Annotated in this window: 26 protein-coding genes; 13 read left to right on the top strand and 13 right to left on the bottom strand. The window is 70.2% G+C overall.

Annotation, left to right across the window (positions count from 1 at the left end; all coding sequences use genetic code 11):
- Positions 1-50: 50 nt before the first annotated feature.
- Positions 51-1,124: a VanZ family protein gene (locus tag L942_RS22865; protein ID WP_037363947.1), complete on the bottom strand. Its 1,074-nt coding sequence runs from the start codon at positions 1,122-1,124 to the stop codon at positions 51-53.
- Positions 1,125-1,195: 71 nt separating this feature from the next.
- Between L942_RS22865 and L942_RS22860 the strand changes: the two genes are divergently transcribed.
- Positions 1,196-1,615, top strand: a complete 420-nt coding sequence (locus L942_RS22860; RefSeq protein ID WP_037363944.1) for a DUF5709 domain-containing protein — start codon at positions 1,196-1,198, stop codon at positions 1,613-1,615.
- Positions 1,616-1,649: 34 nt separating this feature from the next.
- On the opposite strand, the gene L942_RS22855 is transcribed toward L942_RS22860, so the two are convergent.
- The gene (locus L942_RS22855; protein WP_037363942.1) at positions 1,650-2,534 is read right to left on the bottom strand and encodes a DUF3800 domain-containing protein; all 885 of its coding nucleotides are present in this window, start codon (positions 2,532-2,534) and stop codon (positions 1,650-1,652) included.
- Between the two features lie 128 nt (positions 2,535-2,662).
- Between L942_RS22855 and L942_RS22850 the strand changes: the two genes are divergently transcribed.
- The 3 genes from L942_RS22850 to L942_RS22840 all read left to right on the top strand — a co-directional run bounded on the left by L942_RS22850 (position 2,663) and on the right by L942_RS22840 (position 5,094).
- A complete protein-coding gene (locus tag L942_RS22850; RefSeq protein WP_037363940.1) occupies positions 2,663-2,899 on the top strand; it encodes a hypothetical protein in 237 nt (78 codons plus the stop codon).
- A gap of 951 nt (positions 2,900-3,850) precedes the next feature.
- Complete coding sequence (locus L942_RS22845; protein ID WP_037363938.1) at positions 3,851-4,390, top strand: sigma-70 family RNA polymerase sigma factor; 540 nt, start codon at positions 3,851-3,853, stop codon at positions 4,388-4,390.
- Complete coding sequence (locus tag L942_RS22840) at positions 4,387-5,094, top strand: anti-sigma factor family protein (RefSeq protein ID WP_037363936.1); 708 nt, start codon at positions 4,387-4,389, stop codon at positions 5,092-5,094. The genes L942_RS22845 and L942_RS22840 overlap by 4 nt, the downstream gene beginning before the upstream one ends.
- On the opposite strand, the gene L942_RS22835 is transcribed toward L942_RS22840, so the two are convergent.
- Together L942_RS22835 and L942_RS22830 are read right to left on the bottom strand one after the other, a co-directional pair.
- Positions 5,087-5,758 (bottom strand): alpha/beta hydrolase family protein, encoded by a 672-nt coding sequence (locus tag L942_RS22835; protein WP_235079333.1) that lies wholly within the window; start codon positions 5,756-5,758, stop codon positions 5,087-5,089. The two genes, L942_RS22840 and L942_RS22835, sit on opposite strands and share 8 nt — an antisense overlap.
- A gap of 13 nt (positions 5,759-5,771) precedes the next feature.
- On the bottom strand, positions 5,772-7,202 hold the full coding sequence (locus L942_RS22830) for a xylulokinase (protein ID WP_037363933.1): 1,431 nt from the start codon (positions 7,200-7,202) through the stop codon (positions 5,772-5,774).
- Positions 7,203-7,238: 36 nt separating this feature from the next.
- Here L942_RS22830 and L942_RS22825 point away from each other — a divergent pair, with 36 nt between their 5' ends.
- On the top strand, positions 7,239-8,060 hold the full coding sequence (locus L942_RS22825) for a class I SAM-dependent methyltransferase (protein ID WP_037363931.1): 822 nt from the start codon (positions 7,239-7,241) through the stop codon (positions 8,058-8,060).
- Between the two features lie 23 nt (positions 8,061-8,083).
- Complete coding sequence (locus tag L942_RS22820; protein ID WP_037364124.1) at positions 8,084-8,893, top strand: class I SAM-dependent methyltransferase; 810 nt, start codon at positions 8,084-8,086, stop codon at positions 8,891-8,893.
- Here the strand turns inward: L942_RS22820 and L942_RS22815 are convergent.
- The 3 genes from L942_RS22815 to L942_RS22805 all read right to left on the bottom strand — a co-directional run bounded on the left by L942_RS22815 (position 8,865) and on the right by L942_RS22805 (position 11,319).
- The gene (locus L942_RS22815) at positions 8,865-10,400 is read right to left on the bottom strand and encodes an FAD-dependent monooxygenase (protein WP_037363930.1); all 1,536 of its coding nucleotides are present in this window, start codon (positions 10,398-10,400) and stop codon (positions 8,865-8,867) included. The genes L942_RS22820 and L942_RS22815 overlap by 29 nt on opposite strands.
- Before the next feature lie 18 nt (positions 10,401-10,418).
- The gene (locus L942_RS22810; protein ID WP_037363928.1) at positions 10,419-11,027 is read right to left on the bottom strand and encodes a TetR/AcrR family transcriptional regulator; all 609 of its coding nucleotides are present in this window, start codon (positions 11,025-11,027) and stop codon (positions 10,419-10,421) included.
- Positions 11,028-11,142: 115 nt separating this feature from the next.
- Positions 11,143-11,319, bottom strand: coding sequence for a CsbD family protein (locus L942_RS22805; protein WP_037363927.1), 177 nt, complete (start codon positions 11,317-11,319; stop codon positions 11,143-11,145).
- 226 nt (positions 11,320-11,545) lie between these two features.
- Here L942_RS22805 and L942_RS22800 point away from each other — a divergent pair, with 226 nt between their 5' ends.
- The gene (locus L942_RS22800) at positions 11,546-11,755 is read left to right on the top strand and encodes a TOBE domain-containing protein (protein WP_037363926.1); all 210 of its coding nucleotides are present in this window, start codon (positions 11,546-11,548) and stop codon (positions 11,753-11,755) included.
- 5 nt (positions 11,756-11,760) lie between these two features.
- Here L942_RS22800 and pdxR read toward each other — a convergent pair whose 3' ends face one another.
- Positions 11,761-13,158, bottom strand: a complete 1,398-nt coding sequence (pdxR, locus tag L942_RS22795) for a MocR-like pyridoxine biosynthesis transcription factor PdxR (RefSeq protein WP_037363924.1) — start codon at positions 13,156-13,158, stop codon at positions 11,761-11,763.
- 46 nt (positions 13,159-13,204) lie between these two features.
- Between pdxR and L942_RS22790 the strand changes: the two genes are divergently transcribed.
- Positions 13,205-13,690 (top strand): carboxymuconolactone decarboxylase family protein, encoded by a 486-nt coding sequence (locus L942_RS22790; protein ID WP_037363921.1) that lies wholly within the window; start codon positions 13,205-13,207, stop codon positions 13,688-13,690.
- A 71-nt stretch (positions 13,691-13,761) separates the two neighbouring features.
- Here the strand turns inward: L942_RS22790 and L942_RS22785 are convergent, their stop codons facing one another.
- Genes L942_RS22785 through pdhA form a run of 3 tightly spaced genes read right to left on the bottom strand, consistent with a single transcriptional unit; the run spans position 13,762 to position 17,107 of the window.
- Positions 13,762-14,994, bottom strand: coding sequence for a dihydrolipoamide acetyltransferase family protein (locus tag L942_RS22785; protein WP_037363918.1), 1,233 nt, complete (start codon positions 14,992-14,994; stop codon positions 13,762-13,764).
- Positions 14,994-16,010 carry an alpha-ketoacid dehydrogenase subunit beta gene (locus L942_RS22780; RefSeq protein WP_037363915.1) on the bottom strand — a complete coding sequence of 339 codons (1,017 nt, stop codon included), beginning with the start codon at positions 16,008-16,010 and terminating at the stop codon, positions 14,994-14,996. Before L942_RS22780 ends, L942_RS22785 begins: the two co-directional genes overlap by 1 nt.
- Complete coding sequence (gene pdhA, locus L942_RS22775; RefSeq protein WP_037363912.1) at positions 16,007-17,107, bottom strand: pyruvate dehydrogenase (acetyl-transferring) E1 component subunit alpha; 1,101 nt, start codon at positions 17,105-17,107, stop codon at positions 16,007-16,009. The genes L942_RS22780 and pdhA overlap by 4 nt, the downstream gene beginning before the upstream one ends.
- A gap of 140 nt (positions 17,108-17,247) precedes the next feature.
- Between pdhA and L942_RS22770 the strand changes: the two genes are divergently transcribed.
- Entirely contained in the window at positions 17,248-17,700 is a 453-nt protein-coding gene (locus tag L942_RS22770; RefSeq protein ID WP_235079332.1) for an Lrp/AsnC family transcriptional regulator, read from the top strand.
- 1 nt (position 17,701) lies between these two features.
- Here the strand turns inward: L942_RS22770 and L942_RS22765 are convergent, their stop codons facing one another.
- Positions 17,702-18,190, bottom strand: coding sequence for a GNAT family N-acetyltransferase (locus L942_RS22765; protein WP_106964985.1), 489 nt, complete (start codon positions 18,188-18,190; stop codon positions 17,702-17,704).
- A 32-nt stretch (positions 18,191-18,222) separates the two neighbouring features.
- Positions 18,223-18,945: a VOC family protein gene (locus L942_RS22760; protein WP_037363907.1), complete on the bottom strand. Its 723-nt coding sequence runs from the start codon at positions 18,943-18,945 to the stop codon at positions 18,223-18,225.
- Positions 18,946-19,096: 151 nt separating this feature from the next.
- On the opposite strand from L942_RS22760, the gene L942_RS22755 reads away from it, so the two are divergent.
- From L942_RS22755 to L942_RS44980, 4 genes are all read left to right on the top strand, one after another.
- The gene (locus L942_RS22755) at positions 19,097-19,783 is read left to right on the top strand and encodes a GNAT family N-acetyltransferase (protein WP_037363904.1); all 687 of its coding nucleotides are present in this window, start codon (positions 19,097-19,099) and stop codon (positions 19,781-19,783) included.
- Positions 19,784-20,026: 243 nt separating this feature from the next.
- Positions 20,027-20,797 (top strand): thioesterase II family protein, encoded by a 771-nt coding sequence (locus L942_RS22750; protein WP_037363901.1) that lies wholly within the window; start codon positions 20,027-20,029, stop codon positions 20,795-20,797.
- Positions 20,790-22,358: an acyl-CoA carboxylase subunit beta gene (locus L942_RS22745; RefSeq protein WP_037363899.1), complete on the top strand. Its 1,569-nt coding sequence runs from the start codon at positions 20,790-20,792 to the stop codon at positions 22,356-22,358. The genes L942_RS22750 and L942_RS22745 overlap by 8 nt, the downstream gene beginning before the upstream one ends.
- Positions 22,358-23,470 carry an acyl-CoA carboxylase epsilon subunit gene (locus tag L942_RS44980; RefSeq protein ID WP_326929355.1) on the top strand — a complete coding sequence of 371 codons (1,113 nt, stop codon included), beginning with the start codon at positions 22,358-22,360 and terminating at the stop codon, positions 23,468-23,470. Before L942_RS22745 ends, L942_RS44980 begins: the two co-directional genes overlap by 1 nt.
- Positions 23,471-23,545: the final 75 nt, after the last annotated feature.

The raw sequence follows: 23,545 nt of genomic DNA, 5'->3' as shown, positions 1-23,545 counted from the left end.
GTCGACCAGTCTGCCTCGCCGCGCGCACGAAACCTCGCGAAAAAACGACATCACCCTGACCGGGCGACCGGCTCCCGATCCACCGCCCGCGTGTCGACCACGGACAACCCGCACACCAGACCCGTCAGGCCCCGATGCCCTCGGGTGAAGACCATGAACCCCAGATGCGCCAGCAGCCACAGCGACGTCCACCCGGAGTTCAATCCGACCAGGATGAAGTAGCCGCCCGAACCGAGCAGGAACCGGGCGATCGACTGCAGCGCCGACGGCGGCCGTCCGTCCGCGCGCACCATCGTCAGCAGAACCGCGCGCTGACCAGGCGTCGCGCCGTTGCCCGCCAGCGGCACGAGCAGCAGCAGGACCGCGGTGGGCACCCACCGGCCGAGAACGTCGTCGATCAGCGTGTTGTTCTGCAGTGTGCCCTTCGTGACGTACTGCACCGCGAGCGCGATCATGCTCAGCACGACCCCCACCAGGGTGACGGACACCAGGTCGAGCACCATGCCCAGCAGCCGACGCCGGGCGAGGACGGGACGCGGTTCGTCGGCCGGCCGCAACCGTCCGGAGCGGCGCAGCACAGGCGCTAGGAGCGCGCCGACTCCCGCGCCAACCGTGTTGGACAGCAGGTCGCCGGTGTCGAAGAGCCGGTACGGGCAGTCCATCAGAAACCACACGCCCGTCAACTGGGTCGTCTCGATGGCGAGCGACACGAAAAACCCGCTGACGATGGCGAAACCGATGCTGCGCTCGAACAGCCGCCGCAGGAACACGCCCCACGGCACGAAGAACGCGACGTTGAACAACACCTGGCGGAGCGCTGGATTATCCAGCAGTCCGGTGTTGAACTGCTTCATGTCGGCCAGGAATTGGAGCGGATTCCACACCGGGTGACGCAGTGCTTCGTGCGTCGCGCAGTACGTCGCGTCGACGTTCGGCAGCGGCAGCAGCGTGTAGGTGACCAGCGCGAAGCAGTACACGAGAAACGCCGGCGCGGCGATCGCGCGCAGCAGCCCGAGCTCGCCGCGTTTGCGATAGCTGATCGCCACATACGGCACCACCAAAACGAACGCCAGCCCGAATCCGGCGAACACGGCGATCAGCGTGGGGCCACTCCACTGAGGCATCGTTCCTCCACCCGGCGTGCGCGCACAGGCTAGCGGGCGGCAGTAACCTGGGCACGCGGAAAGGAGGCGCAGTGGACGACGACATCGAAGACAACGCCGACACCGGCCTGCTGGACCCCGAGGACACCCTGGAGGACGGCGACCCCTACGACGAGGGTTACTCGCCGCCGGAACGTCCACTCGCGACTCGCGACTGGGGCACCACCGCCTCCGAAGAAGCCGCCGGGGAAAGCTGGGAGGGCAGGCTGGCCCGCGAAGTCCCGGACATCCGCGAGACTGACGGCGACGGCCTGGGCGACACTGACGACACCGACGGCGAACTCGTCGACGACGAGGTCGGCGACTCCCGCGCGGGCCGCTTGGTGGCCACCAACGCGGGCTTCGGCCCGGACACCGAGGCCGAGCTCTACGCCTCGGACATCGGCATCGACGGCGGCGCGGCGTCGGCGGAGGAAGCCGCGGTGCACGTCGTCGACCCGCGGGATTGGTGACCCGGTCAAGCCAGCCGGAGGGATCGCGGGGCAGCTAGGCCGCCGGTTCCCCCATCCAGACCGACGCCGGAAGCACATACGGCCGCAGCAGTTTCACCAGTTCCGCATCCCCGCCGCCGGGCAGCGTCTCCTCGGCCAGCCGCCGGGCGACGCCGGCCAGGAAATCGGCGATCTGGACCCGCGGTTCGGACTTCGAATCGACGAATTCCCACTGGGGCACCGGATCGAGCAGCTGGGCGAGCCGGGCCGGTGTAAGGGACGGCTGCTCGTCGTGAATGACCTTTTCCGGACGCCAGAACGCGATCGTGTCGGCGAGAGCGGGCAGCAACGGGTCGATCGGCGAGGCGAGACCGGGGTCGGCGAGCAACTGCTCGCGCAGAGCGGTCAGATGCGGGCGAGCTGAAACCCATTCGCCGAGAACGTCTGTCTGAGCGAAGAATTCGGCCGGTGTGGTCGCGGGGAGACGACGGTTCGAGGTGCGCAGCAGTCCGGTGAACGACCGCAGGAACTCGGTCCAGGGGCGGCTGCCGTGGACGCGGGGGCCGGCTTCGTACAAGTTGCGAGCGCGTGCGTCCGGACGGCGTCGCAAGCAGTCCGGGTAGGGGGTCTGGTCGGCGAGCAAATCGACGATTTTGCCCGCGAGGAACAGGGCTTTGTCGACGAGCAGCACGCTGGCGGTGTCGGCGAGAGGTTCGGTGAGCAGCCACTCCAGGGCGGCGCGGTTTTTGGCGCGCAGGAGGTGGTTGGCCTTGTACTCGAGCGCGGGCGAGCCGATGAGTTCCCGCAGCCGCGCAACACATTCCGCGGCGGCTGCCGGCTCGAGCCGGACGGCGGCGTGCGCGAAGACCGCGGTGTTCGCGCCGATCAGGTTCGCGCCCTCCGAGCCGGATTCGTCGCACGCGATCGTGGGCGGCCGCACAAGGCCCGATCCTGCCAGGCCGGCGAGGCGAGGGCGACCCCATTTCTCCAGGGAACCCCTGAGGTGGATTCCCGGATGTACCGGCGGCCCGCGAAGTTTCACCATGAAGGGGACGGAGGGAGCCGGTCATGGTGCTCGTCGAGGAGGACGTACACGCACTGGACGACGTCCGGCGCGGGCTGGTGGTGGTCCATAACGGTTTCGCCGGGGAGTGCTACCTGTGGTCGGTCGGCGGACGGGTTCCGCTGTGGGAAACGCAGGCGATGGACCGCCTGCGTCGCCGGGGCCTGGTGAGAATCGCCCGCCGTCGCGGCGCGCCGGCGAGCCCGGTGGTGCTGACTGACCTTGGCGTGGCGGCTGCTTGAGTCCTTGGACTGTCTGGGCCGCCTGGGCTGTCGGGGTCTGGTGAGAGTCGCGGGCCGTCGCGGCGCGCTGGCGAGCCCGGTGGTGCTGACTGACCTTGGCGTGGCGGCTGCTTGAGTCCTTGGACTGTCTGGGCCGCCTGGGCTGTCGGGGTCTGGTGAGAGTCGCTCGCCGTCGCGGCGCGCCGGCGAGCCCCGTGGTGCTGACTGACCTTGGCGCGGCAGCCGCCTGAGTCCTTTGTGGACGGCTGGCGCACCGGCCAGCCCGGCGGGTCGCTTCACCGGCGAGGCGAGAACGTTGCCCGGACCCGGTTGAGGGCTGTGGTTGCTCGCGGGGCTTGCCCTCCTGCTGCCGCTTCGGTAACAGCAGGGTCGGCTTCAGGAGAGCCGCGCTCCCGCAGTCGCCCGTCTTCCCCGCCTCGGCTTCTCGGCCCGCGACTGCCGCTCGTCCTGGGAGGCGCGACGCCCATAGGTGCCCCGGAGCCGCCGGGAGGGCGGTGTGCGCAGCGCTCCCGGCGGCTCCAGGGCGGTCGGGCGGCCGGGGCGGTGATCCCAGTGCACGGCACCGGCGTGCGCCGACCTGGTGAGCAAGCCTTCCGGCTGGATCAGTTGCGAACTTAGCCCAGGTCCGGGGCCCGCAGGCGGTGCGTTCCCCGATCGTGTCGGCGGAACCACGCTGGTGGGCGGGTATCGATCGGGGTGCCGGGAACCGGCGGTGGGCCAGGGCACCGCACCGATCGGGGACGGCGGGTGGGCGCGCTCCGTCGAAGGGGCGGCGGCGGGGAACGAGGGGACCCGGACCCGCGTATTCGGAGCTGCACGGGAAGTGGGAGAGCGCGGTCACAAGGGGTAACCAGCCAGGGAGCAGCAGGCAAGGAACAAACCGGTACCGGGCACACCGCAACACGCCTCCGCCGCGGGACAATCGGTCCCGATCGGGAGGATGATCGGGGCATGGCCGGGTTCAGGGCCCGTCACCGGCGGGCGGTTGCGGACGAGGCGCTGGTCCGTGCGCTGTTCGAGGAGCACGGGCGGGCGATGCTCGCTTACGCCACCCGGCTGCTCGGCGATCGCGCGGCGGCGGAGGACGTGGTGCAGGAGGCGCTCGTCCGCGCGTGGCGGAGTCCGGACAGCCTGGTCAACGGGCGCGGGTCGGTGCGCGGCTGGTTGCTCACCGTGGTGCGGAATCTGGTGATCGACCGGTTCCGGGCGAAGGAGGCGCGGCCGCAGGAGGTGGCCGAGTCATCGTCGAGCGGGCCGGTCGAGCGGGATCATGCCGATCAGGTCGTCGACTCGATGGTGGTGCTCGCCGCGCTCGACGGGCTGTCGCCGGAGCATCGCGAGGTGCTCGAGCAGATGTATCTGCAGGGGCGCAGCGTCGCGGAGGCGGCGGAGCGGCTCGGTATTCCTCCGGGCACGGTCAAATCCCGCTCGTATTACGGGCTGCGGGCGTTGCGGGAAGAGTTCCGTCGAGCGGAAGGGGTGGCCGGATGAACACTGCTGACGAGCACGTCGACTTGGCGGGATACCTGTCCGGTCAGCTCGCCTCGGGCGAGCAGCGCGACGTCGAGACGCATCTGGACGGGTGCGAGCGCTGCCGGGCGGAGGCCGCTTCGTTGCGCGAGGTGCAGAGTTTCCTCGGCGAATTGCCGCCGGAGGCGTTGCTGGACGGGCCGCCGGTGGGCGCGGACCTCGTGCTGCAGCGGACCGTGGGCCAGGTCCGGGCGGAGGCGCGTACGCGGGCCGGGCGGGGGCGGTCGATGGCGATCGTCGCCGCGGCCGTGGTGGTCGCGGCCGCGTTGGGCGTCGGGGTGCTGGTGGGACGCAGTTCGTCCGGGCCCGCCGTCGCGGTGCCGACCACGCCGCCGCCGGCGACGAGCGCGGTTCCGGGCACGAAGGTCGTTTCCGGCGCGGACGCCAGCGGCAAGACCCGGCTGACCGCGAACATCGTGCCGCAAAGCGGGTGGGTGCGCGTGGACGGTTCGGTGACGGGCATCCCGGCCGGGGAGAAATGCCTGCTCGTCGTCCTCGGCAAGAACGGCCAGCGCCAGGTCGCGGGCGGCTGGCTGGTCTCGGAGCGGGCGGCCCGCGACGGCGCGTACCTCTACGGGACGGCGGTCGTCGACCCGGCGCAGGTGACGGCGGTGGTCATCGAGAACACCGCCGGGCACCGGTTCGTCGAGGCGGACGTCAGCTGAACCGCCGGTCGAGCCAGTCGCGGACGGGCTGCCACGGCTCGTCCGCCGGGTCGATCAGGCGGAAGTGGTCGACGCCGGGAAGCTCGACGTAGTCCACGTCGTCGCCCGCCGCCTTGGCCGCGGCCACGTAGTCGCGGCTGTGCTCCACCGGGACGCGGACGTCGGCGTCGCCTTGCACGACCAGGTGCGGGCACCCGATCGGGAGCGTCCGGATGGGCGACGCGGCGGGGTCGTCGCCGGTCAGGAACAGTCCGGCGGCGCCTTCGCCCAGCTCTTCGGCTCGGGCGCGCGGGACGTCGGTGATCGGGGCGAGCGCGACGACCCCGGAAAGTCCGCCGGCCAGCAGGGCCAGGTGGCCGCCCGCGGAGTGTCCGATCGCGACGGCCGGCAGTGCGTCCGGGCGCTCGACCGCGGCGATCGCCGCCCGTACGTCGTCGAGGGTTTGCGGCCAGCCGCCCGAGTCGCCGTCGATGCGCCGGTATTCGACGTTCGCGACGTACCAGCCCGCGGCGACCAGGTCGGCGGCCATCGGGTCGAGCTGGTGCAGGTCGTGCCGGGCGCGCCACCATCCGCCGTGCAGCAGGATCGCGGTGCCCCGCCCGCCCGGGCTCCCGTGGAGTTCGACGAACTGGCTGGGCTCGCTGCCGTAGCGGAGGGTTTCCATGCGGGCCATTAGATCACCGTCGCGCCAGCCGCTCGTGCACTCTCGCGAGCCCTTCGTGTGCCGCGCGATACGCCTCGTACAGGCCGGTCAAGTCTGTTTCGGGGGTGAAGGTTCGCTCCACGGCGACCGTCGAGGCCGCGGCGGTTTCGACGTCCGGGTACCGGCCCGCGCCGACAGCGCCGAGCAGGGCGGCGCCGAGGGCGGCGCTCTCGGGCACCCGAAGGCGTTCGACGGGTCGGCACAGTGTGTCGGCGTGGAGTTGGGTCCAGAGGTCGCTGCGTGCGCCACCGCCGGAGAAGGTCACCGAGGGAAGGGCCTCGCCGCAGGCTTCCTCGACGGTTTCCAGCACGTGCCGCGCGGAAAACGCCACGCCGGTCAGGACGGCCCGCGACAGATCCGCGGTGGTGGTGGACGACCTGAGTCCGAGGAAACTGCCGCGCAGATCCGGATCCCACAGCGGCGCGCGTTCGCCTTGCAGATGCGGCAGGAAGACCACCCCGGGCGTGCCTTCCGCGGCGGAGGCGAACACGTCGGGCACGGACAGTCCGGACGCTCGGCTCCACCAGCGCACCGCGTCGCCCGCGGCTTGGGTCGGTCCGGCGTGCACGACGAGGTCGCCGCGAGGCGGGAAGGCGACCAGGCCGCGGATCGGTTCGTGCCGGTGCGAGGCGGCCGCGACCACCAGCGAGGTCCCGCAGGTGACCATCGCGCGGCCCGGTTCTGTGGTGCGGGTGCCGAAAACGCCGCCGAACGCGTCCATGGTTCCCACGACGACCGGAGCGTCGCCCAGTACGGCGGCGTGGCCGAGGGGTTCCTCGGGCGCGAGCAATTCCGGCAGACGGTCGCCGAGCCCGTCTACGAGCGCGACCGCTTCGGGCAGATAACCGGACGCGCCCGCGATGCGCACGCCGGACAGCAGGTCGGTCGCGACGCGTCCGGTGAGCCGCGCGCCGATGAAGTCCTTGGGGCTCAGCATCCATCGCGCGCGGGCCCATAACTCGGGTTCTTCACGGGCAAACCACGCGGCGCGGGCGCCGGCGAACGACGCATCCAGCGCGATCGGCCCGCCCCAGATGCGTTTTTTGTCGTCGTCGGTGAAGCGGGCGTCGAGTTCCGCGGCGATCTCCGCGCAGCGCTGGTCCTGCCAGATCACCGCCGGGGTGAGCGGCCGCAGGTCGGCGCCGACGAGGAGATGGGTGTTGACCTGGCTGACGATCCCGGCCGCGCGCACCGAACCGGCGGGGAGTCCGGAAAGGACGGTGCGGAGCGCGGTTTCCGTTGCGTGCCACCAGTCTTCCGGGTCCTGCTCGGCCCAGCCGGGACGCGGCCGCGTGATCGGGTAAGGGGCCGAGTGCGCCGCGAGTTCCCGGCCGTCCGGTGCGAACGCCGCGACTTTCACCGCGGTCGTGCCGACGTCGATGCCGAGCAGAGCTTCTTCGTGCATGCCACAGGGGTACCAGGAATTCGCTACCGTCGGAGCATGACCTCCGCCGCGGAGAATTACCTGCGCGAGTACCACGATCGCAAACCGGACGCGATGTCCGTGCTGATCGAGTCCGGCCGCGTGGCCGGCGACGGCCGGACGAGTTACGAGGTGCTGGCCGATCGGGTCGCGCCCGCGCGCCGGGTGCTCGATCTCGGCTGCGGCGACGGCGCGTTGCTGGCCGTTTTCGCCCGGCGCGGGGCGGAAAAGCTCGCTGGCGTGGACCTGTCGTCGGGCCAGCTCGGCCTGGCCCGGCAGCGGCCCGAGCTCGCCGGCGCCGAGCTTCATCACGGGCGGGCGCAGGAGCTGCCATTCGAGGACGACAGCTTCGACGCGGTCGTGTCGCATATGGCGTTCATGCTGATGGACCACCCCGAGGAGGTCGCCGCCGAGGTCGCGCGGGTGCTGGTTCCGCGCGGGGCTTTCGCGGTCGTGGTCGGCGGTCCGGAATCGACTGGCGCGACTCCGGTGTTCCTCGAACTGGCTCGGCCGCTGTTCCGCGAGGTGCCGGAGGAACGCCGGGCGACTTACACCGCCGAGCGCCGCACGTCGAACCGCGAGGGGATCGACGAGGTGCTGGCTCCGGCCGGGTTCGCGCCGGTTTCCTGGGAGCAGTACGAGATCGACCTGACCGCCACGCCGGACGAGGTCTGGACGCGGTGCTGTGAATCGTATTACTCGACCGACACCCTCGACGACGCGCAGCTCGCCCAGCTGCGCTCGGCATTCCTCGCCGAAACCGAACACCTGCGCACCGCGGACGGCCGGCTTCCGGCAGGATTGTGCGTCAACCTGGCGAAAACCGAGCTGCTGAAGTGACCGTCCGCGCTACCGTCTCGGGCATGATGACGCCCGCCGAAGAGTTCCTGCGCGAGTTTCACGACCGGAACCCGGCCGCCGCGTCCGAACTGGCCGAGCGCGGCCGGGTCGGCGGACACTCGGTGTACGAGGCGTTCGCCGACCACGTCGGCCAGCCGCGCAGCGTGCTCGACCTCGGTTGCGGAGACGGCGCGCTGCTCGCGGTGCTCGCCGGTCGCGGTACCGAAAAGCTCGCCGGCATCGACCTTTCCGCCAAACAGCTGGACCTCGCGCGCGGCCGGGCCGGGCTCGCCGACGCGGACCTGCGGCCCGGCCGCGCGCAGGAGCTGCCGTTCGAGGACGACAGCTTCGACGCGGTCGTTTCGCACATGGCGCTGATGCTCATGTCCGACGTCGAGAAGGTGGTCGCCGAGACCGTCCGCGTGCTGCGGCCCGGCGGCGCCTTCGTGATCGGGGTGGGCGGCGGCGGGACCGACGCGCTGGAGGTGTTCCTCAAGGTCGCCCGGCCGCTTTTCGCCGTGGTGCCCGAGGACCGGCAGGTGCCGACCTCCGGCGACCCGCGCACCCGCACCCGCGAAGGACTGGACTCGCTGCTCGGTCCGGCCGGGTTCGCACCGGTCGGCTGGCACCAGCTGCTGGTGGACCTGTCCGGCACGCCGGAGGAGGTCTGGCAGACCTGCCACGACACCTACTACCAGGTCGACGCCCTGGACGAGACCCACCTGATGGGGTTGCGGACCGCGTTCAAGGTGGCGTCCCGGCCGCTGGTGGCCCCGGACGGCACGCTGCCGGCCGGGGCACGCGTCAACGTGGCGACGACACAGCTGACCTGACCGGTGCGCCGAACCACTGGGTGAGCGCGGCTCGAAGCGCCTCGAGGTCTGGCTCGGCGGCAGCGGACGACCAGCCGACGTAACCGTCCGGGCGGATGAGCAGCGCGGTCGGCGCGTCGCCGGTTGCCGTGGTCGACACGGTGGTCACGCGGTCTTCCCACGGCGCGGCTGCGTCGGCGAGCACGGCGCCGGGCGTCAGGTCGAGCAGCACCGGGCGGGCGGCCCGGTACGCGGCGGTCAGCGGGCCCGGGTCGGCGAGCGGCAGATCGGGAGCCCAGCGGCCGCTGCTCGGGTCGGTGCCGTAGTGGAGATCCGCGCCGGACATCAGGTCGGCGACATGCTGCCGCACGTCCGGGTACGCCAGCAGTTCGCCGAAGAATTCGCGCAGCGCGGTGACTTCCGGTCCGGGCGCGACGAGCGCGCTCTGCGCCTGGGTGTGCATCACGACGCGTTCGCTGACCGGGCGGCGTTCGGCCTCGTAGCTGTCGAGCAGCCCCGGCGGCGCCCAGCCGCGCACCTCGGCGGCGAGCTTCCACGCGAGATTCGCCGCGTCCTGCAGGCCGAGGTTGAGCCCGGGCCCGCCGATCGCGGAATGCACGTGGGCCGCGTCTCCGACCAGCAGCACCCGGCCCCGCCGGTACCTCTCGGCGATCCGGGTGTTGCCGCCGGACAGCCTCCGCAGCAGGAACGGACCGGGGCCGGACGGCGGTTCGAGCGGAAGATCGGCCCCGAGCACGCGCCGCACGCTCGCGCGCAATTCCGCCATGGTCAACGGATCGTCGTCGGCGAACTCGGCGGCTCCGCGGTGTTCGGTGACTGACAGCGTCGGATTCTCCGGGTCGAACGGGGCGAACACGAACACCCCGGTTTCCGTCCGGTGGTGCTGGAACGGCGGCAGGACGCCGGTCTCCAGTTTCAGTCCGCCGGTCGCGGGGTCGACGAAGGAACGCGGGAGCCGCACATTCGCGCTGCGCGACACTGTTTCGTCCCAGGTGACGCCTGGGAAGTCGATCCCGGCCAGCTTGCGCACGGTGCTGCGTCCGCCGTCCGCGCCGACGAGATAGCCGGCGGCGATTTCGTAAGGCCCGTCCGGTCCCTGCACCCGCACGGTCACCGAGTTCTCGTCCTGGCCGAAGCCGGTGACTTCGTGGCCGCGGCGGAGTTCGGCGCCGAGCGCGCGGACGTGCTCGATCAGCAGCCGCTCAAGTTCGTGCTGCGGCTTTCCGAGGATGTACATCGGGTTTCTGGGCAGATCGGCGAAGGGGACCGGAAACGCGCCGAAGACGAACTGCGGCACCGGCGTGGGTTCCGGGACGCCGGCGAGTTTCTCGAACAGCCCGCGCCGGTGCAGCAGCGGCACGACCTGGCCGACGAGCCCGTTGGCCCGGCGCACCCCGTCCGGCTCGGCGAGCCGTTCGAGCACGATCGGGCGGACCCCGGCGAGGCAGAGTTCGGCGGCGAGCATCAGGCCGTTCGGCCCGGCGCCCGCGATGACGACATCGGACATGGAGATCTCCTTGCGGGATCAGGGAAACACCTCGGCGAGGGTGTCGAACGCCCGGTGCACGATGGAGGCCAGCTCCGCGTGCGGCGCGGTGCGCAGCCACTCCTGGATGACTGTGCGCAGCACGCCGCCGACGGTGGTGGCGATGAGTTGGACGCGGAGATCGTGGACGTCCGCGCCGAGGCGTTCCGCGATCGCCTCGGCCAGTGCTTCTTCGGCCGCGACATTGGCCTTGAGGAATTCGCCCGCCAGCGCGGGTTCGGCGATCATGACCCGGACCCCGGCCGTCCACTGTGGATCGGTGCGGGCGCCGGGAGCGGTGTCGCGGTCGGCGTCGAGCTGAGTCAGCGACGCTTCCCGCAGCGCGGTCCACAACGGCTCCGACGCCGGGCGCGCGCGGAGGTGATCGGCGATCCCGCGGGCCCGGTCCTGGTGCCGCGCGACGATCGCCTCGGCTTTGCTGGAGAAGTAGTTGTTGACGGTGCGCGGAGAAACTCCCGCTTCGCGGGCGATGTCCTCGATTGTCACGTTCGACAGACCGCGCTCGACCGTGAGCCGGACTGCCGCCCAGGAGATGTCCACCCGGGTCTCTTGGCGGCGGCGGTCTCGCAGGCTCGGTCGCTCGGTCATGCGACGACCATAGCCCATTTCTTGCGTTCCACGCAAACTTTGCTCTTCACGCAAGTTAGTGGGACCGAAAGAGGCCCGGGGCGCGAACGCCCCGGGCCACTTCGCGTGTGCCGCGTCAGTCCTTGCCGCTCTTGAACGCGTCCTTCACCTTCTCGGCAGCTTGCTTCAGGTTGCCCTTGCCCTGCTCGGCCTTGCCTTCGGCCTGCCACTGCTCGTTGTCCGTGGCGTTGCCGATGGCTTCCTTGGCGCGGCCCTTGAGTTCCTCGGCCTTGTTCTCGGCTTTGTCGTTCATGGGTCCTCCCTTGTCGTGCCCCTCGCGGTCCGGCTACCCGCTCTGCCGGGCGCCAAACTCACGAAAACGCAGAATCGGCGCTACGCTCAGTGAGCGGCAGCAGCTGCGGGTACGGCGGAGTGACTGCCTCCGCACGTGCCGCGGACCGTCGCGCACGGCGAGGGCGAGACCGCGGATTTCCCTTTACTGTGCCCGTGTTCTGTCCCGTTTCGAAGGAGCCCCGGCCATGCGTCTGTCCACTCGCAACCAGCTCACCGGCACTGTGTCCGCGATCCAGCCCGGTGCGGTCATGACCGTGGTCACGGTTCAGCTCGACGGCGGGCAGTCCGTCGTCGCTTCGATCACCAAAGACGCCGCCGAGGAACTCGAACTCGAGGTCGGCAAGCCGGTGACCGCGCTGGTGAAATCGACGGAGGTCATGCTCGGCGTCGAGTGAGGCGATCAGGGCAGCACCCGGCACAGCGCCGCCAGCGCGCCCGACCACGCGCTCGCCGACGGCGTGCTGAAGCCGATCACCAGCGCGTCGCGGTCCGCGGGCGCTTCGGGATGCCGGAACGCGCCGAGCCCGTGCATGGCCAGCCCCTGCCACGCGGATCCCTGCACCACCGCGTCTTCCTCGCCGGACGGGACGTCCACGAGCACCTGCAACCCAGCGGACAACCCGGTCACCCGCGTGTTCGGGGCGTGCTCGGCCAGCGCCGCGACGAGCTGGTCGCGCCGGCGGCGGTAGTGCAGCCGCATCGCCCGGATGTGCCGGTCGTAACTGCCCGAAGTGATGAACTCGGCCATGGTCAGCTGGTCGAGCACGCCGGAGAACGGATCGCGGTCGCCCTTGGCCTCGGCGGCGGCCCGGGCGATCCGCGGCGGCAGCACCATCCAGCCCAGCCGCACGCCCGGGGCGAGCGCTTTGCTTGTGGTGCCAAGGTAAATCACGTGCTCCGGGTCGAGGCCCTGCATCGCCCCGACCGGGCTGCGGTCGTAGCGGAACTCGCCGTCGTAGTCGTCTTCCAGCACGAGGCCGCCGGTCCGGCGCGCCCAGTCCACCACCGCGGCGCGGCGGTCCGGATGCAGTGCGACGCCGGTGGGGAACTGGTGCGACGGCGTCAGCAACACCGCGCCGACGTCGGGCAGATCGTTGAGGCGTTCGACCCTCGCGCCGTCGGTGTCCACCGGCAGCTGCGGGGTGGCTAGGCCGACCTTCGTGAGATGCGCGCGGTGTACTTGCAGGCCGTACGACTCCACGGCCACTGCTCGCGTTTCGCGCTGCTTCAGTACTTCGGCGAGCACCATGAGACTGTGCGACGTACCGGTGCCGAGCATGATCTGGTCCGGGTGCGCGCGTACGCCACGCGTACGGGCGAGGTACGCGGCTACGGCTTCGCGAAGCTCCGGGCGGCCGTACGGGTCTCCGTAGCCGAACGCGTCGTCAGGCGCGTCGGTAAGAGCGCGACGCGCGGCTTTCAGCCAGTCTGCGCGCGGAAACGCGGACAGGTCGGGTTGGCCGGGGCGTAGATCGTGCACGATCCGGTGGCGCGACGCGGGCTTCGGTACGGCTGGCGCGGGCGCGATCTCGGCGCGTGGGGCAACCCGGGTTGCGGCACCTTGCCGCGCGGTGAGCCAGCCTTCGGCGACCAGTTCCGCGTACGCCTGCGCCACCGTGTTCCGGGCGATCCCGAGATCCGCGCCGAGCGTGCGGCTGGACGGCAGTTTCGCGCCCGGGACGAGCCGTCCGGTGCGGATGGCGTCGCGCAGGGCCTCCATCAGGCCGTCGCGCAGGCGAGGCCCGCGCAGGTCGAGGTGGAGGTCTTCACTCAGCGAACTGGCCCACTCCGCGCGCACGGAAATGGACCATAACAGAGTGCCAATCGCTCGTAGGGTCGAAACCATGACCACTACGGAACGACTTCCAGTACAACCGCCCCGCCTCAAGATGGCGGAGCTGGCCCCCGAGGCGTACAAGGCGATGATCCGGCTCGACGCCGCGACCCGGCACGGTCTCGACCCGGCGCTGCGGCAGCTGGTGCTGATCCGCGCGTCGCAGCTCAACCACTGCGCATTCTGCATCGACATGCACTCGAAGGACGCATTGGCGGCCGGCGAGACGACCGAACGCGTCATCCAGCTGTCCGCGTGGCAGGAGTCGAAGCACTTCTACACGGCGAAGGAGGTCGCCGCGCTGGAGCTGACCGAAGCGGTCACGGTGCTCACCGATGGCTTCGTGCCCGACGACGTCTTCGCGCGCGCAGCCGAGCACTTCGAGGAGGCCGAGCTGGCTCAGCTGATCGCGACGATCACGGTGATCAACGCGTGGAACCGGTTCGCTGTCACGACGCGGATGGTCCCCGGCGAATACGTGCCGGGGAAGCACTGAGCTGGCGGTCTGGACCACTAGGTGGGCAGAGCCGCGCGGTCAGACTGGCGGAGTCGCCAGCCTGACCGCCTTCAGAGAGTGCGCAGCAGCCGAACCGGGTTTTCGATGCAGTCGGCGACGAAACGCAGGAATCCGCCCGCGGTGCCGCCGTCGCAGACCCGGTGGTCGAACGCCAGCGTCAGTTCGGTGATCTTGCGTGCGGTGACCTGACCGTCCACGATCCACGGCCGGTCGATGATCCGCCCGACGCCGAGGATCGCGACCTCCGGGTAGTTGATGATGGCGGCCGAACCGTCCACGCCGAACACGCCGTAGTTGTTCACCGTGAACGTGCCGCCGGTGAGGTCGGCCGGAGCGAGGCGTCCGGCGCGGGCTTGTTCGGTGCGGTCGGCGAGCGCGGCGGACAGGTCTTCGAGGGGGTGCTGGTGCGCGTTCTGGACGACCGGGACGACCAGGCCGCGGTCGGTCTGCGCGGCGAAGCCGAGGTGCACGGCGGACGGGATGACGATCTCGTCGCCTTCCAGATGCGCGTTCAGTTCCGGGAAGCGGCGCAGGCCCGCGACGGCGAACCGGGCGATGAGCGCGAGCAGGCTGATCTTCGGGGCGTGCGGATCGCTGTTGAGTGCGGTGCGCAGCCGCAGCAGTTCGGTCGCGTCGACGTCCACCCAGACGGTCGCCTCGGGGATCTCGCGGCGGGAGCGGGCGAGTTTGTCGGCAACGGTTTTGCGCAGGCCGCGCAAGGGGATTCGCTGCTCGTCCGATGTCGCTGCCCGGGTCTCAGCGGCGGCGATCGCGCGTTCTACGTCGGTGCGGCTGACGATGCCGTCAGTGCCGGTCGGGGTGAGGGTGTGAAGGTCCACTCCGGACTCGCGGGCGAGCCTCCGGACGAGCGGGGAAACGACCCGGATCCGGTCTGAAGCGGACTTTGGGTTCGGGGAGGGAACGGACGCCGGTGCCTTGCTGCCGCGTGGCCGGCGTGCGCGCCGGGTTCGGGTTTGGCTGGTGCCGTAACCGATCAGGACGTTGCCGCTGCCCTCCGGGGTCACGACACCGGGTTCGGCGAAGTCCGCGGCACTGTCCACAGTGATCAGCGGGCTGCCGACGGTCAGCACTTCGCCCGGTGCTCCGTGCAGTTTCGCGACTCGGCCCGCGAACGGCACCGGTACCTCGACGCTCGCCTTCGCGGTTTCGACTTCCACGACGGTCTGGTCCACGGCGACGGTGTCGCCGACCGCGACGTGCCACGCGACGATCTCCGCCTCGGTCAGGCCTTCGCCGAGGTCGGGCAGGGTGAAGACGGCCATCACTTCTCCCCGTCGAGCGGTGCCGCGTCGTCCCACTGGAGGCGTTCGATCGCGTCCAGGATCCGGTCGACGCCCGGCAGGTGGTGCTGTTCCAGATTCGGCGCGGGATAGGGGATATCGAATCCGGCGACGCGCAGGACCGGCGCTTCCAGGTAGTGGAAACAATGCTCGGACAGTTGCGCGGCGACCTCGGCGCCGTAGCCGCAGAATCGGCTCGCCTCGTGCACCACGACCGCGCGACCAGTGCGTCGCACCGAGGCGGCGACCGTTTCCAGATCGAACGGCGCGAGGCTGCGGAGATCGATCACCTCGGCGCGGTAACCATCTTCCGCGGCTGCTTCGGCGGCTTCGAGAGTCGTGCCCAATGCGCCGCCGTAGGAAATGAGGGTGACGTCGCTGCCTTCGCGACGGATCTGCGCTTTGTCGAGTCCGGGGGAGCGGCGTTGCGGGTCGACGGTTCCCTTTTCCCAGTACCGGCGCTTGGGTTCGAGGAAAATGACCGGGTCTGGGCTGTCGATCGCGTCGCGCAGCAAGGTGTAGGCGTCGTCCGGCGTGGCCGGGGTGACGACGCGCAGGCCGGCCGTGTGCGTGTAGTAGACCTCGGACGAGTCGCAGTGGTGCTCGACGCCGCCGATGCCGCCGCCGTAGGGCACCCGGATCACGACGGGCAGTTCGACCTGGCCCTTGGTGCGGTTACGGAGTTTGGCCAGGTGGCTGGTGATCTGCTCGAACGCGGGGTAGGCGAACGCGTCGAACTGCATCTCGATCACCGGGCGCAGGCCGTTCATCGCCATCCCGATCGCGGTGCCGACGATGCCCGATTCGGCGAGCGGAGAGTCGAAGACGCGGGCGTCGCCGAAGCGTGCGGCGAGTCCGTCGGTCACCCGGAAGACGCCGCCGAGCGTGCCGACGTCCTCGCCGAAGATGAGCACGCGCTCGTCCTCGGCGAGTGCGTCCGCGAGAGCGCGGTTGAGCGCCCCGGCGAGGGACAGCGTTGTGTCCAGAGTGGCGGTCATGCCTGGTCCTCGGTGTTCTCGTGCGCCAGTTCGGCGGCTTGCTGTCGCAACGCAGCGGTCGGTTCGGCGTAGACATGCCGGAAGAGGTCCGCGGGGTCGAGTTCGGTGTCGACGTTCATCCGCTCGCGCAACGCGGCTGCTTCCTCTTCAGCACGCGCGTCGATCTCTTGCTGCGTCTTGTCGTCGAGGAGGCCACGGTCGGTCAGGTACTGCTGGAGCCGCCTGATCGGGTCGCGCGTGAGCCACTGTTCCACTTCGGCCTTCGCGCGGTAGCGCGTCGCGTCGTCTGCGTTCGTGTGCGACTCCATGCGATAGGTGACAGCTTCGATGAGCGTCGGTCCTTCGCCGGCCGCGGCGCGCGCGACAGCCTGCTCGACGACAGCGTGTACGGCGGCCGCGTCGTTGCCGTCCACGAGTACGGACGGCATGCCGTAGCCGACGCCTTTGTACGCGAGCGAAGGAGCAGCCGTTTGCTTCTCGAGCGGGACGCTGATCGCGTAGCCGTTGTTCTGTACGAGGAAGACGACTGGTGCCTTCCAGACCGCGGCGAAGTTCAGCGCTTCGTGCGTGTCGCCTTCGCTGGTGGCACCGTCCCCGACGAGAACGAGCGAAACGGTGTCTTCGCCCTTCACGCGCGCAGCGTGCGCGAAGCCGACCGCGTGCAGCGTGTTGGTGGCGAGGGGAGTGCACTGCGGGGCGACGTTGGCGCGGTACGGGTCGTAGCCGCAGTGCCAGTCGCCGCGAAGCAGCGTCAGCACTTCGACGGGGTCAACGCCGCGCGCGACGACCGCCATCGAGTCGCGGTAGGTGGGGAAAAGCCAGTCCTGCGGGCGAAGCGCGAGGATCGCGCCGATCTCGGCGGCTTCCTGCCCGCGCGCCGACGGGTACACCGCGAGCCGGCCCTGTTTGGTGAGGGCGGTGGCCTGGGTGTCGAAGCGGCGTCCGGAAACCATGCCGCGATACAGCCGGACGAGGACGTCGTCCGCGGGCATCGCGAGCGCTGGGTCAGGCGTCGGCGCGCCGCCGGCGGTCACGAGGCCGAGCGGCTCGTCGCTGGGCAGGAAACAGGACGCGGCAGTGCGTTCCGTGGTGGTCACCGACAGCTCCCATCGACGAAGACGAGTAGGCCCTGATACTCGTTCGCGAGCGATCAGAGATCCAGACTTGATTCAGAACTGTGGAATGATGGCCTGATCAATGGGGTTTGGCTGGACGATTGGCTGGTGAGGTGGTGCGGATGTCGCAGCCGGGTGGACAAATGGCCGCGGCGCTGGACGAGGTCGACCTGAAACTGATCGCGGAGCTGAAGAAAGACGGCCGCGCGTCGATGCGCGCCCTGGCTGAACGCGCGCACATTTCGCGGGCCGGGTGCTACACGCGCGTCGAGCGGCTGCACCGCGAGGGAGTGATCACCGGGTACGCGGCGGTCACCGATCCGCGCCGGATGGGACAGGGCCTGGCGGCGTACGTGTACCTGAAGGTCACGCAGAACTCGTGGCGCACGGTGAGCGCGGAACTCAAGCACATCCCGGAGATCGAGCACGGCGGTCTGGTGTCCGGGGACAACGACCTGATCCTGTTCGTGCGGACCCGCGACGCGGACAGCCTGCGGGACTTGGTGTTCGAACGGTTGCAGTCGATGCCGGACGTCCTTTCGACGCACACCGTGCTGGTCTTCGACGAGCTGTGAGTCAGGCCGCTTTGACCAGGTAGACCGCGAGCCGGAACACGCCGGTCGGCTCGAACGGCATCGGCGCGCGGCGGTACCCGGCCCGTTCGTAGAGGCTGATGTTGCGTTCGCTGGAGGCACCGGTGAACAGGACGTACTGCTTCGTCTCCGGCGGCGCGTGGCGTTCGGCGTGCTCGAGGAGGAAACGCCCGAGGCCGCGCCCGGCCAGGTCCGGCGCGACCATCAGGCGGCTGATCTCCCAGCCGCCGTCCTTGACCGTGCGGGCGCGGACCGCGCCGACGAGCCGGTGTCCGTCTCGGACGACCCAGCTGTGCCAGGTCTTGATCGACTCGCGGACCTCGGCGAGGTCCTCCCTCAGCGCGGGATGCTCCAGGGTGTTGTTGAGCAGGGCTTCCTGAACCCAGCAGCACCGCTGGAGCACCATCAGCTCGGCGGCGTCGTCGGGGGTCGCGGGACGCAGGGTCGCGCCGGGGAGGGTTTCGAGGTCCACCTGTCCTGTTCTAGCACTGGATTAAGGCCGGTTCAGGACCCAAGGACGAACTCCGCGCTAAACGGATCGCGGATGGTCACCATGCGTCCGTAGGGGCTGTCCTGCGCTTCGACGATCTTGCCGCCGTGCTCGGCGGCCCGCGCCCCTGCCGCGTCGGCGTCGGTGACGAGGATCAGCGTGCCCCAGGCCGATGCCGCGGCGGTGGAGTCGCCGATGATGCCGCCGATTTCGTGGCCGTCCGGGCGGCGGAGGAAGGTGAAGTCGATGCCGGTCAGGTCGTCGTTGCCGTCGAGGGTGAAGGCGAAGACCGCGCAGTAGAAGTCACGCGCCGGGTTCGGAGCCGGCGTGACCAGGTCGTTGCGCAGCAGGGTGCCGGGTTCGTTGACGAGCCGGGCACCGGGGAGCTGGCGACCTTGCCAGAGTCCGAATCGTGCTCCGGTCGGGTCTTCCGCGACGGCGACGCGGGCGTGCGCTCCTGCGTCGTGTGGTGGGTCGAGGAGCTTGCCGCCGGCTGCGGTGACGGCTTTGGCGGTGCCGTCGCAGTCGTCGGTCGCGAGGTAGACGGTCCAAGCCGGTCGCGAACTGCTGCCTTGGCGGAGCCCAGCGACGGGGAGGTCGCGAAGCAGGCAGTGGTCGCCATCGAAGGTCCAGCCGAGGACAGCGCGGTAGAAGCGTTGCGCGCGGTCCAGGTCGGGCACGGTGAGGTCGATCCAGGTCGGGGTGCCGAGCGGCTGGTTGCGGTCGACGGTGCTCATCGGGGTCCCTTCGTCGGTGATGGCGGTGACGCTAGGGCGGATCGCGGACAGTAACGGTCCTCAACGGCTCACCATGTGGGAGGCGGTGGCCGGGCTTGGTCCGGGCCACGCATTCTGGACAGGGCACCCCGGACCGGAATGGCAGGCACGAATGAGCACCTCCCCGCTCGAGAATCCCCTGTGGGCCGCGTTGAGCGGCCCGCACGCGTCGTTCGCGGAGCAGAAGGGGCAGGTGCTGCGGTATCCGGTGGACGTCTCGCCGTTCCTCGCCGTGCCGGACGAACCGGACGAGCACGTGTGGCACGACATCGCCGACCTCATCGGGCCGGGGGCGTCGACGCTCGTGGTCGGCCGGGTCGGGACGCCGCCGCCCGCGGGCTGGACGGTGGAAGCCGAGTTGCCCGGGGTCCAGATGGACGGTTCGGCCGCCCCGGCCGCCGCCGACCCGGAAGCGGTCCGGCTGACCGAGGCGGACGTGCCGGAAATGCTCGACCTGGTCTCCCGGACGAAGCCGGGCCCGTTCCTGCCCCGGACGATCGCCCTGGGCACCTACCTGGGCATCCGCCGCGACGGCGCGCTGGTGGCGATGGCGGGCGAGCGGATGCACCCGCCGGGCTGGACGGAGATCAGCGCGGTGTGCACGGACCCGGCGTTCCAAGGGCAGGGCCTCGCGGCCCGGCTCGTGCTGGCGGTGGCCGCCGGGATCCGGGAACGCGGCGAGCGGCCGTTCCTGCACGCGGCCGAGACGAACACCGGCGCGATCCGGTTGTACGAGAAGCTGGGGTTCCGGCACACCCGGAAGATGCAGTTCGGCGTTTATCGGGCTCCTTCGGCGTAGTCGTCGGTCGGGTGGGCTTTCGTGGGGCTGCGGTGCGCTGAACACTGCGGTGCTTGGGATGAAGCAATGTCGGCTGCTGGCGAAGGGCTTCCTCCGGCTAGGGGTCGGCGTGACTGTCCATTGTGGATCTAGGGGGAGTTAGGGGTCGTTGCGCGCGCTGAGGCGCGGCTAGCGTGGGTCGGCGAAGAAGGATCCCGTGGCCGGGTCGTCCCGGCGCACACGTCGGAAAGGCGGTGGGACGACATGACGGGTAGCGCGCATTCCGACGAGGACAGCTGGTTTCGCCGCTTCCACACGTCGCCCGAGGCGAAGGCAAGGCTGGTGTGCTTGCCGCACGCCGGAGGTTCGGCTCCGTTCTACTTCCCGGTTTCGCGGGCGCTGACGCCGGACATCGAGGTGCTGGCGGTGCAGTACCCGGGCCGCCAGGACCGGCGGCACGAGCCGTTCCTGACCACGATCGACGCGCTGGCCGACCGGATCGCCGACCTGCTGCGCGGCCGCGACGACCTGCCGCTCGCGCTGTTCGGGCACAGCATGGGCGCGATGATCGCCTTCGAGGTGACCCGACGGCTGGAGGCCGCGGGCACCGCGGTGGACACGCTGTTCGTGTCCGGCCGCCGGGCACCGTCGCGGCATCGGAACGAGAACGTGCACACCCGCACCGACGACGGCGTGATCGACGAGCTGCGCCGGTTGAGCGGCACCGAAATGGACCTGCTCGGCGACGACGACGTCGTGCGGATGATCCTTCCCGTGGTGCGCAACGACTACCGGGCCGTGGAGACCTACCGGTACCAGCCGGGCGCGCCGCTGGCCGCCCCGGTGGTCGCGTTCACCGGAACCGCCGACCCGGTCGCTTCGGTCGACGAGGTCCGGTCGTGGGGCGACCACACCTCGGCGGGCTTCGAGCTGGTCCCGCTCGATGGCGGGCACTTCTTCCTGACCCGCCACCAGAACGTGATTCTCCGGTATCTGACCGATCGGCTGGTCGACAAGGGGCGGGCGCATGTCTGAGGCATTGGCGGCGGGATTCGACAGCAGGCTCGAGGAACTGCGCGAGATCAAGGAAGCCACGCGACGCGGTCCCGACGACGCCGCGACCGACCGGCAGCACGACCGCGGCAAGCTGACCGCGCACGAGCGCATCGAGTTGCTTCTCGACCCCGGTTCGTTCACTGAGATCGAGTCTTTGCGCCGACACCGCGCGACGGCCTTCGGCCTCGAACACCGGAAGCCGTATTCGGACGGCGTGGTGTGCGGTTGGGGCACGGTGTACGGGCGCACGGTTTTCGTGTACGCCCACGACTTCCGCATTTTCGGCGGCGCGCTCGGCGAAGCGCACGCGCAGAAGATCCACAAGGCGATGGATCTCGCCGCGGCGGCCGGCGCTCCGCTGGTGTCGCTCAACGACGGCGCCGGTGCGCGGATTCAGGAGGGCGTGACGGCCCTCGCCGGGTACGGCGGGATTTTCCAGCGCAACACCCGGTCTTCGGGAGTGATCCCGCAGATCTCGGTGATGCTCGGCCCGTGCGCGGGCGGGGCGGCGTACTCGCCCGCGTTGACGGATTTCGTGTTCATGGTGCGCGAAACCTCGCAGATGTTCATCACCGGGCCGGACGTGGTGCACGCGGTGACCGGCGAGGAGATCACCCGGAACGGTCTTGGCGGCGCGGATGTGCATGCCTCGACGTCGGGGGTCGCCGCGTTCGTTTACGACGACGAACCCAGCTGCCTGGAGGACGTGCGGTACCTGATTTCGTTGCTGCCGTCGAACAACAACGAGGCGCCGCCGGTCGAGCCGACCGCTGATCCGGCGGACCGTCGCACGGACAAGCTGCTCGAGGTGGTGCCGACCGACGCGGCCCGCGCGTACGACATGTGTGCGGTGATCGAGGAAATCGTCGACGACGGCGAGTTCCTCCAGGTGCACGCCGGTTGGGCGACGAATGTCGTGTGCGCTCTCGCCCGGCTCGAGGGACACGTGGTCGGGATCGTGGCGAACCAGCCGGCGACGCTCGCCGGGGTCCTCGACATCGAGGCGAGCGAGAAAGCCGCACGGTTCGTGCAGACCTGCGACGCGTTCAACATTCCCCTGGTGACGCTGGTCGACGTGCCGGGTTTCCTGCCCGGCGTGGACCAGGAACACGGCGGCATCATCCGGCACGGCGCGAAGCTGTTGTACTCCTACTGCAACGCGACGGTGCCGCGGGTGCAGGTGATCCTGCGGAAGGCCTACGGCGGCGCGTACATCGTGATGGACTCGCGGTCGATCGGCGCGGACGTTTCGCTGGCGTGGCCGACGAACGAGATCGCGGTGATGGGCGCGGAAGGCGCGGCGAACGTGATCTTCCGCCGCGAAATCAACGCGGCCGACGACCCGGACGCGGTGCGACGGCAGAAGATCAAGGAATACAAGACCGAGCTGATGCACCCGTACTACGCGGCCGAACGCGGACTGGTCGACGACGTCATCGAGCCCGGCCGGACGCGCGAGATGCTGATCCGGTCGCTCGCGATGTTGCGGGCCAAGCACGCCGACGTTCCGGCGCGCAAGCACGGGAACCCGCCGATGTGATGGCGGTCCGGGTCGCGCGTCGAGGAACGGGGGATGCGATGGGGTCGGCTGGAGTGGCGGATCCGAGGTTGGGGGTTCGCGCCTCGGTTGACGAGGCGGGTTCCGGTGGCTCGGCTGAGCCGGGGATGCTTGCGGGGCAGGACGGATCGGCTGGGCCGCCCGGCGGTTCTGGTGCGGTCGAGACGCCGGAGGATTCGGCTGGACCCGGTCCGAGTGGAGAGCTTCGCGCGGTCGCATCGCCCGAGGATGTTGGCGGATCGGAAGCGGCGGAACTTCCTGCGGAGCAGCGGCAACTTGCTGGCCTGGCCCCGGACGAGACGCATGGTGAACCGCGCGGGATGACGGCAGGGGACGCAGGTGGGGCCAGGACACAGCTTCCTTCGGCGTCGGGGGAATTCGCTGGCCTGGAATCTGCTCTGGCGCGCGATGTGCGGCGTGCTGCGGTCGCGGGGTGTGTGGACGTGACTGATGCGGCAGCTGTTGCGGCGCAAGGGAATTCGGCCGGGCCGGATCAAGCGCGACGTGCTGCGGAGGAAAAGTCAGCTGCTGTGGCTGGGGTAGAACTCCTCGCGGGACAGAGGGATTCTGCCTTTGGCGCTGACGGGCAGGATCATGCGCGGCGTGGTTCGGTAGCAGGGACTCCGGGTGCGGCTGGAGTGGAAGTCCCCGCAGCTCGGGGAGGTTCGGTTGGCTGTGGGGTTGCCGGGTCGGGTGATGCGCGGCGTGCTCCGGCGGCCGGGTCTGCGACAGGTTTGGAAGTTCCTGCAGCCCGGGGAGGTTCGGATGGCTGGTGGGTTGCCAGGGCGGGTGAGGCGCGGCGTGCTGCGGTGAATGGGTCTGCGAGCGTGACTGGCGCGGAAGCCTCTGCAGGGCAGGGGGATTCGGCCGACTCCGGACCTGCTGAGCCAGCTGCCGCACCGCGCGATGGGGTGGCAATCCCCGCAGTACGTGTTGTGCGGGGGAATCCGGACGACCTAGAACTGGCTGCCCTCCTCGTCGCGCTGGCCGCGGCTGGTCAGGCAGCGGGTAATGGGTGCGAGGAAGCTGCTGTGCCAGCACCTCGGCGACCGTCGGCAAGGTTTGTTCCCGCGACGAGCTGGCGGGCGCGGTAACTCGGCTCGCGGAGGGCGTGAGGGAGCGGGGCCCGGATCGGCGTAGTGAGATGCGGGCTTTCCGCAAGACGGCGG

This window comes from Amycolatopsis orientalis DSM 43388, from assembly GCF_000411975.1.
In the GTDB taxonomy this organism is placed as follows: Bacteria; Actinomycetota; Actinomycetes; order Mycobacteriales; family Pseudonocardiaceae; genus Amycolatopsis; species Amycolatopsis orientalis_D.
This window is presented reverse-complemented; position numbering and strand designations above follow the sequence as displayed.

Bases quoted from the DNA above. Each gene is read 5' to 3' on its own strand.
- L942_RS22850 (WP_037363940.1), top strand. From the start codon at position 2,663: ATGGTGCTCGTCGAGGAGGACGTACACGCACTGGACGACGTCCGGCGC.
- L942_RS22745 (WP_037363899.1), top strand. From the start codon at position 20,790: ATGTCTGAGGCATTGGCGGCGGGATTCGACAGCAGGCTCGAGGAACTG.
- L942_RS22865 (WP_037363947.1), bottom strand. From the start codon at position 1,124: ATGCCTCAGTGGAGTGGCCCCACGCTGATCGCCGTGTTCGCCGGATTC.
- L942_RS22825 (WP_037363931.1), top strand. From the start codon at position 7,239: ATGACCTCCGCCGCGGAGAATTACCTGCGCGAGTACCACGATCGCAAA.
- L942_RS22840 (WP_037363936.1), top strand. From the start codon at position 4,387: ATGAACACTGCTGACGAGCACGTCGACTTGGCGGGATACCTGTCCGGT.
- L942_RS44980 (WP_326929355.1), top strand. From the start codon at position 22,358: ATGGCGGTCCGGGTCGCGCGTCGAGGAACGGGGGATGCGATGGGGTCG.
- L942_RS22785 (WP_037363918.1), bottom strand. From the start codon at position 14,994: ATGGCCGTCTTCACCCTGCCCGACCTCGGCGAAGGCCTGACCGAGGCG.
- L942_RS22750 (WP_037363901.1), top strand. From the start codon at position 20,027: ATGACGGGTAGCGCGCATTCCGACGAGGACAGCTGGTTTCGCCGCTTC.
- L942_RS22815 (WP_037363930.1), bottom strand. From the start codon at position 10,400: ATGTCCGATGTCGTCATCGCGGGCGCCGGGCCGAACGGCCTGATGCTC.
- L942_RS22770 (WP_235079332.1), top strand. From the start codon at position 17,248: ATGTCGCAGCCGGGTGGACAAATGGCCGCGGCGCTGGACGAGGTCGAC.
- L942_RS22790 (WP_037363921.1), top strand. From the start codon at position 13,205: ATGACCACTACGGAACGACTTCCAGTACAACCGCCCCGCCTCAAGATG.
- L942_RS22780 (WP_037363915.1), bottom strand. From the start codon at position 16,010: ATGACCGCCACTCTGGACACAACGCTGTCCCTCGCCGGGGCGCTCAAC.
- L942_RS22800 (WP_037363926.1), top strand. From the start codon at position 11,546: ATGCGTCTGTCCACTCGCAACCAGCTCACCGGCACTGTGTCCGCGATC.
- L942_RS22835 (WP_235079333.1), bottom strand. From the start codon at position 5,758: ATGGAAACCCTCCGCTACGGCAGCGAGCCCAGCCAGTTCGTCGAACTC.
- L942_RS22760 (WP_037363907.1), bottom strand. From the start codon at position 18,945: ATGAGCACCGTCGACCGCAACCAGCCGCTCGGCACCCCGACCTGGATC.
- L942_RS22830 (WP_037363933.1), bottom strand. From the start codon at position 7,202: ATGCACGAAGAAGCTCTGCTCGGCATCGACGTCGGCACGACCGCGGTG.
- L942_RS22805 (WP_037363927.1), bottom strand. From the start codon at position 11,319: ATGAACGACAAAGCCGAGAACAAGGCCGAGGAACTCAAGGGCCGCGCC.
- L942_RS22810 (WP_037363928.1), bottom strand. From the start codon at position 11,027: ATGACCGAGCGACCGAGCCTGCGAGACCGCCGCCGCCAAGAGACCCGG.
- L942_RS22845 (WP_037363938.1), top strand. From the start codon at position 3,851: ATGGCCGGGTTCAGGGCCCGTCACCGGCGGGCGGTTGCGGACGAGGCG.
- L942_RS22755 (WP_037363904.1), top strand. From the start codon at position 19,097: ATGAGCACCTCCCCGCTCGAGAATCCCCTGTGGGCCGCGTTGAGCGGC.
- L942_RS22820 (WP_037364124.1), top strand. From the start codon at position 8,084: ATGATGACGCCCGCCGAAGAGTTCCTGCGCGAGTTTCACGACCGGAAC.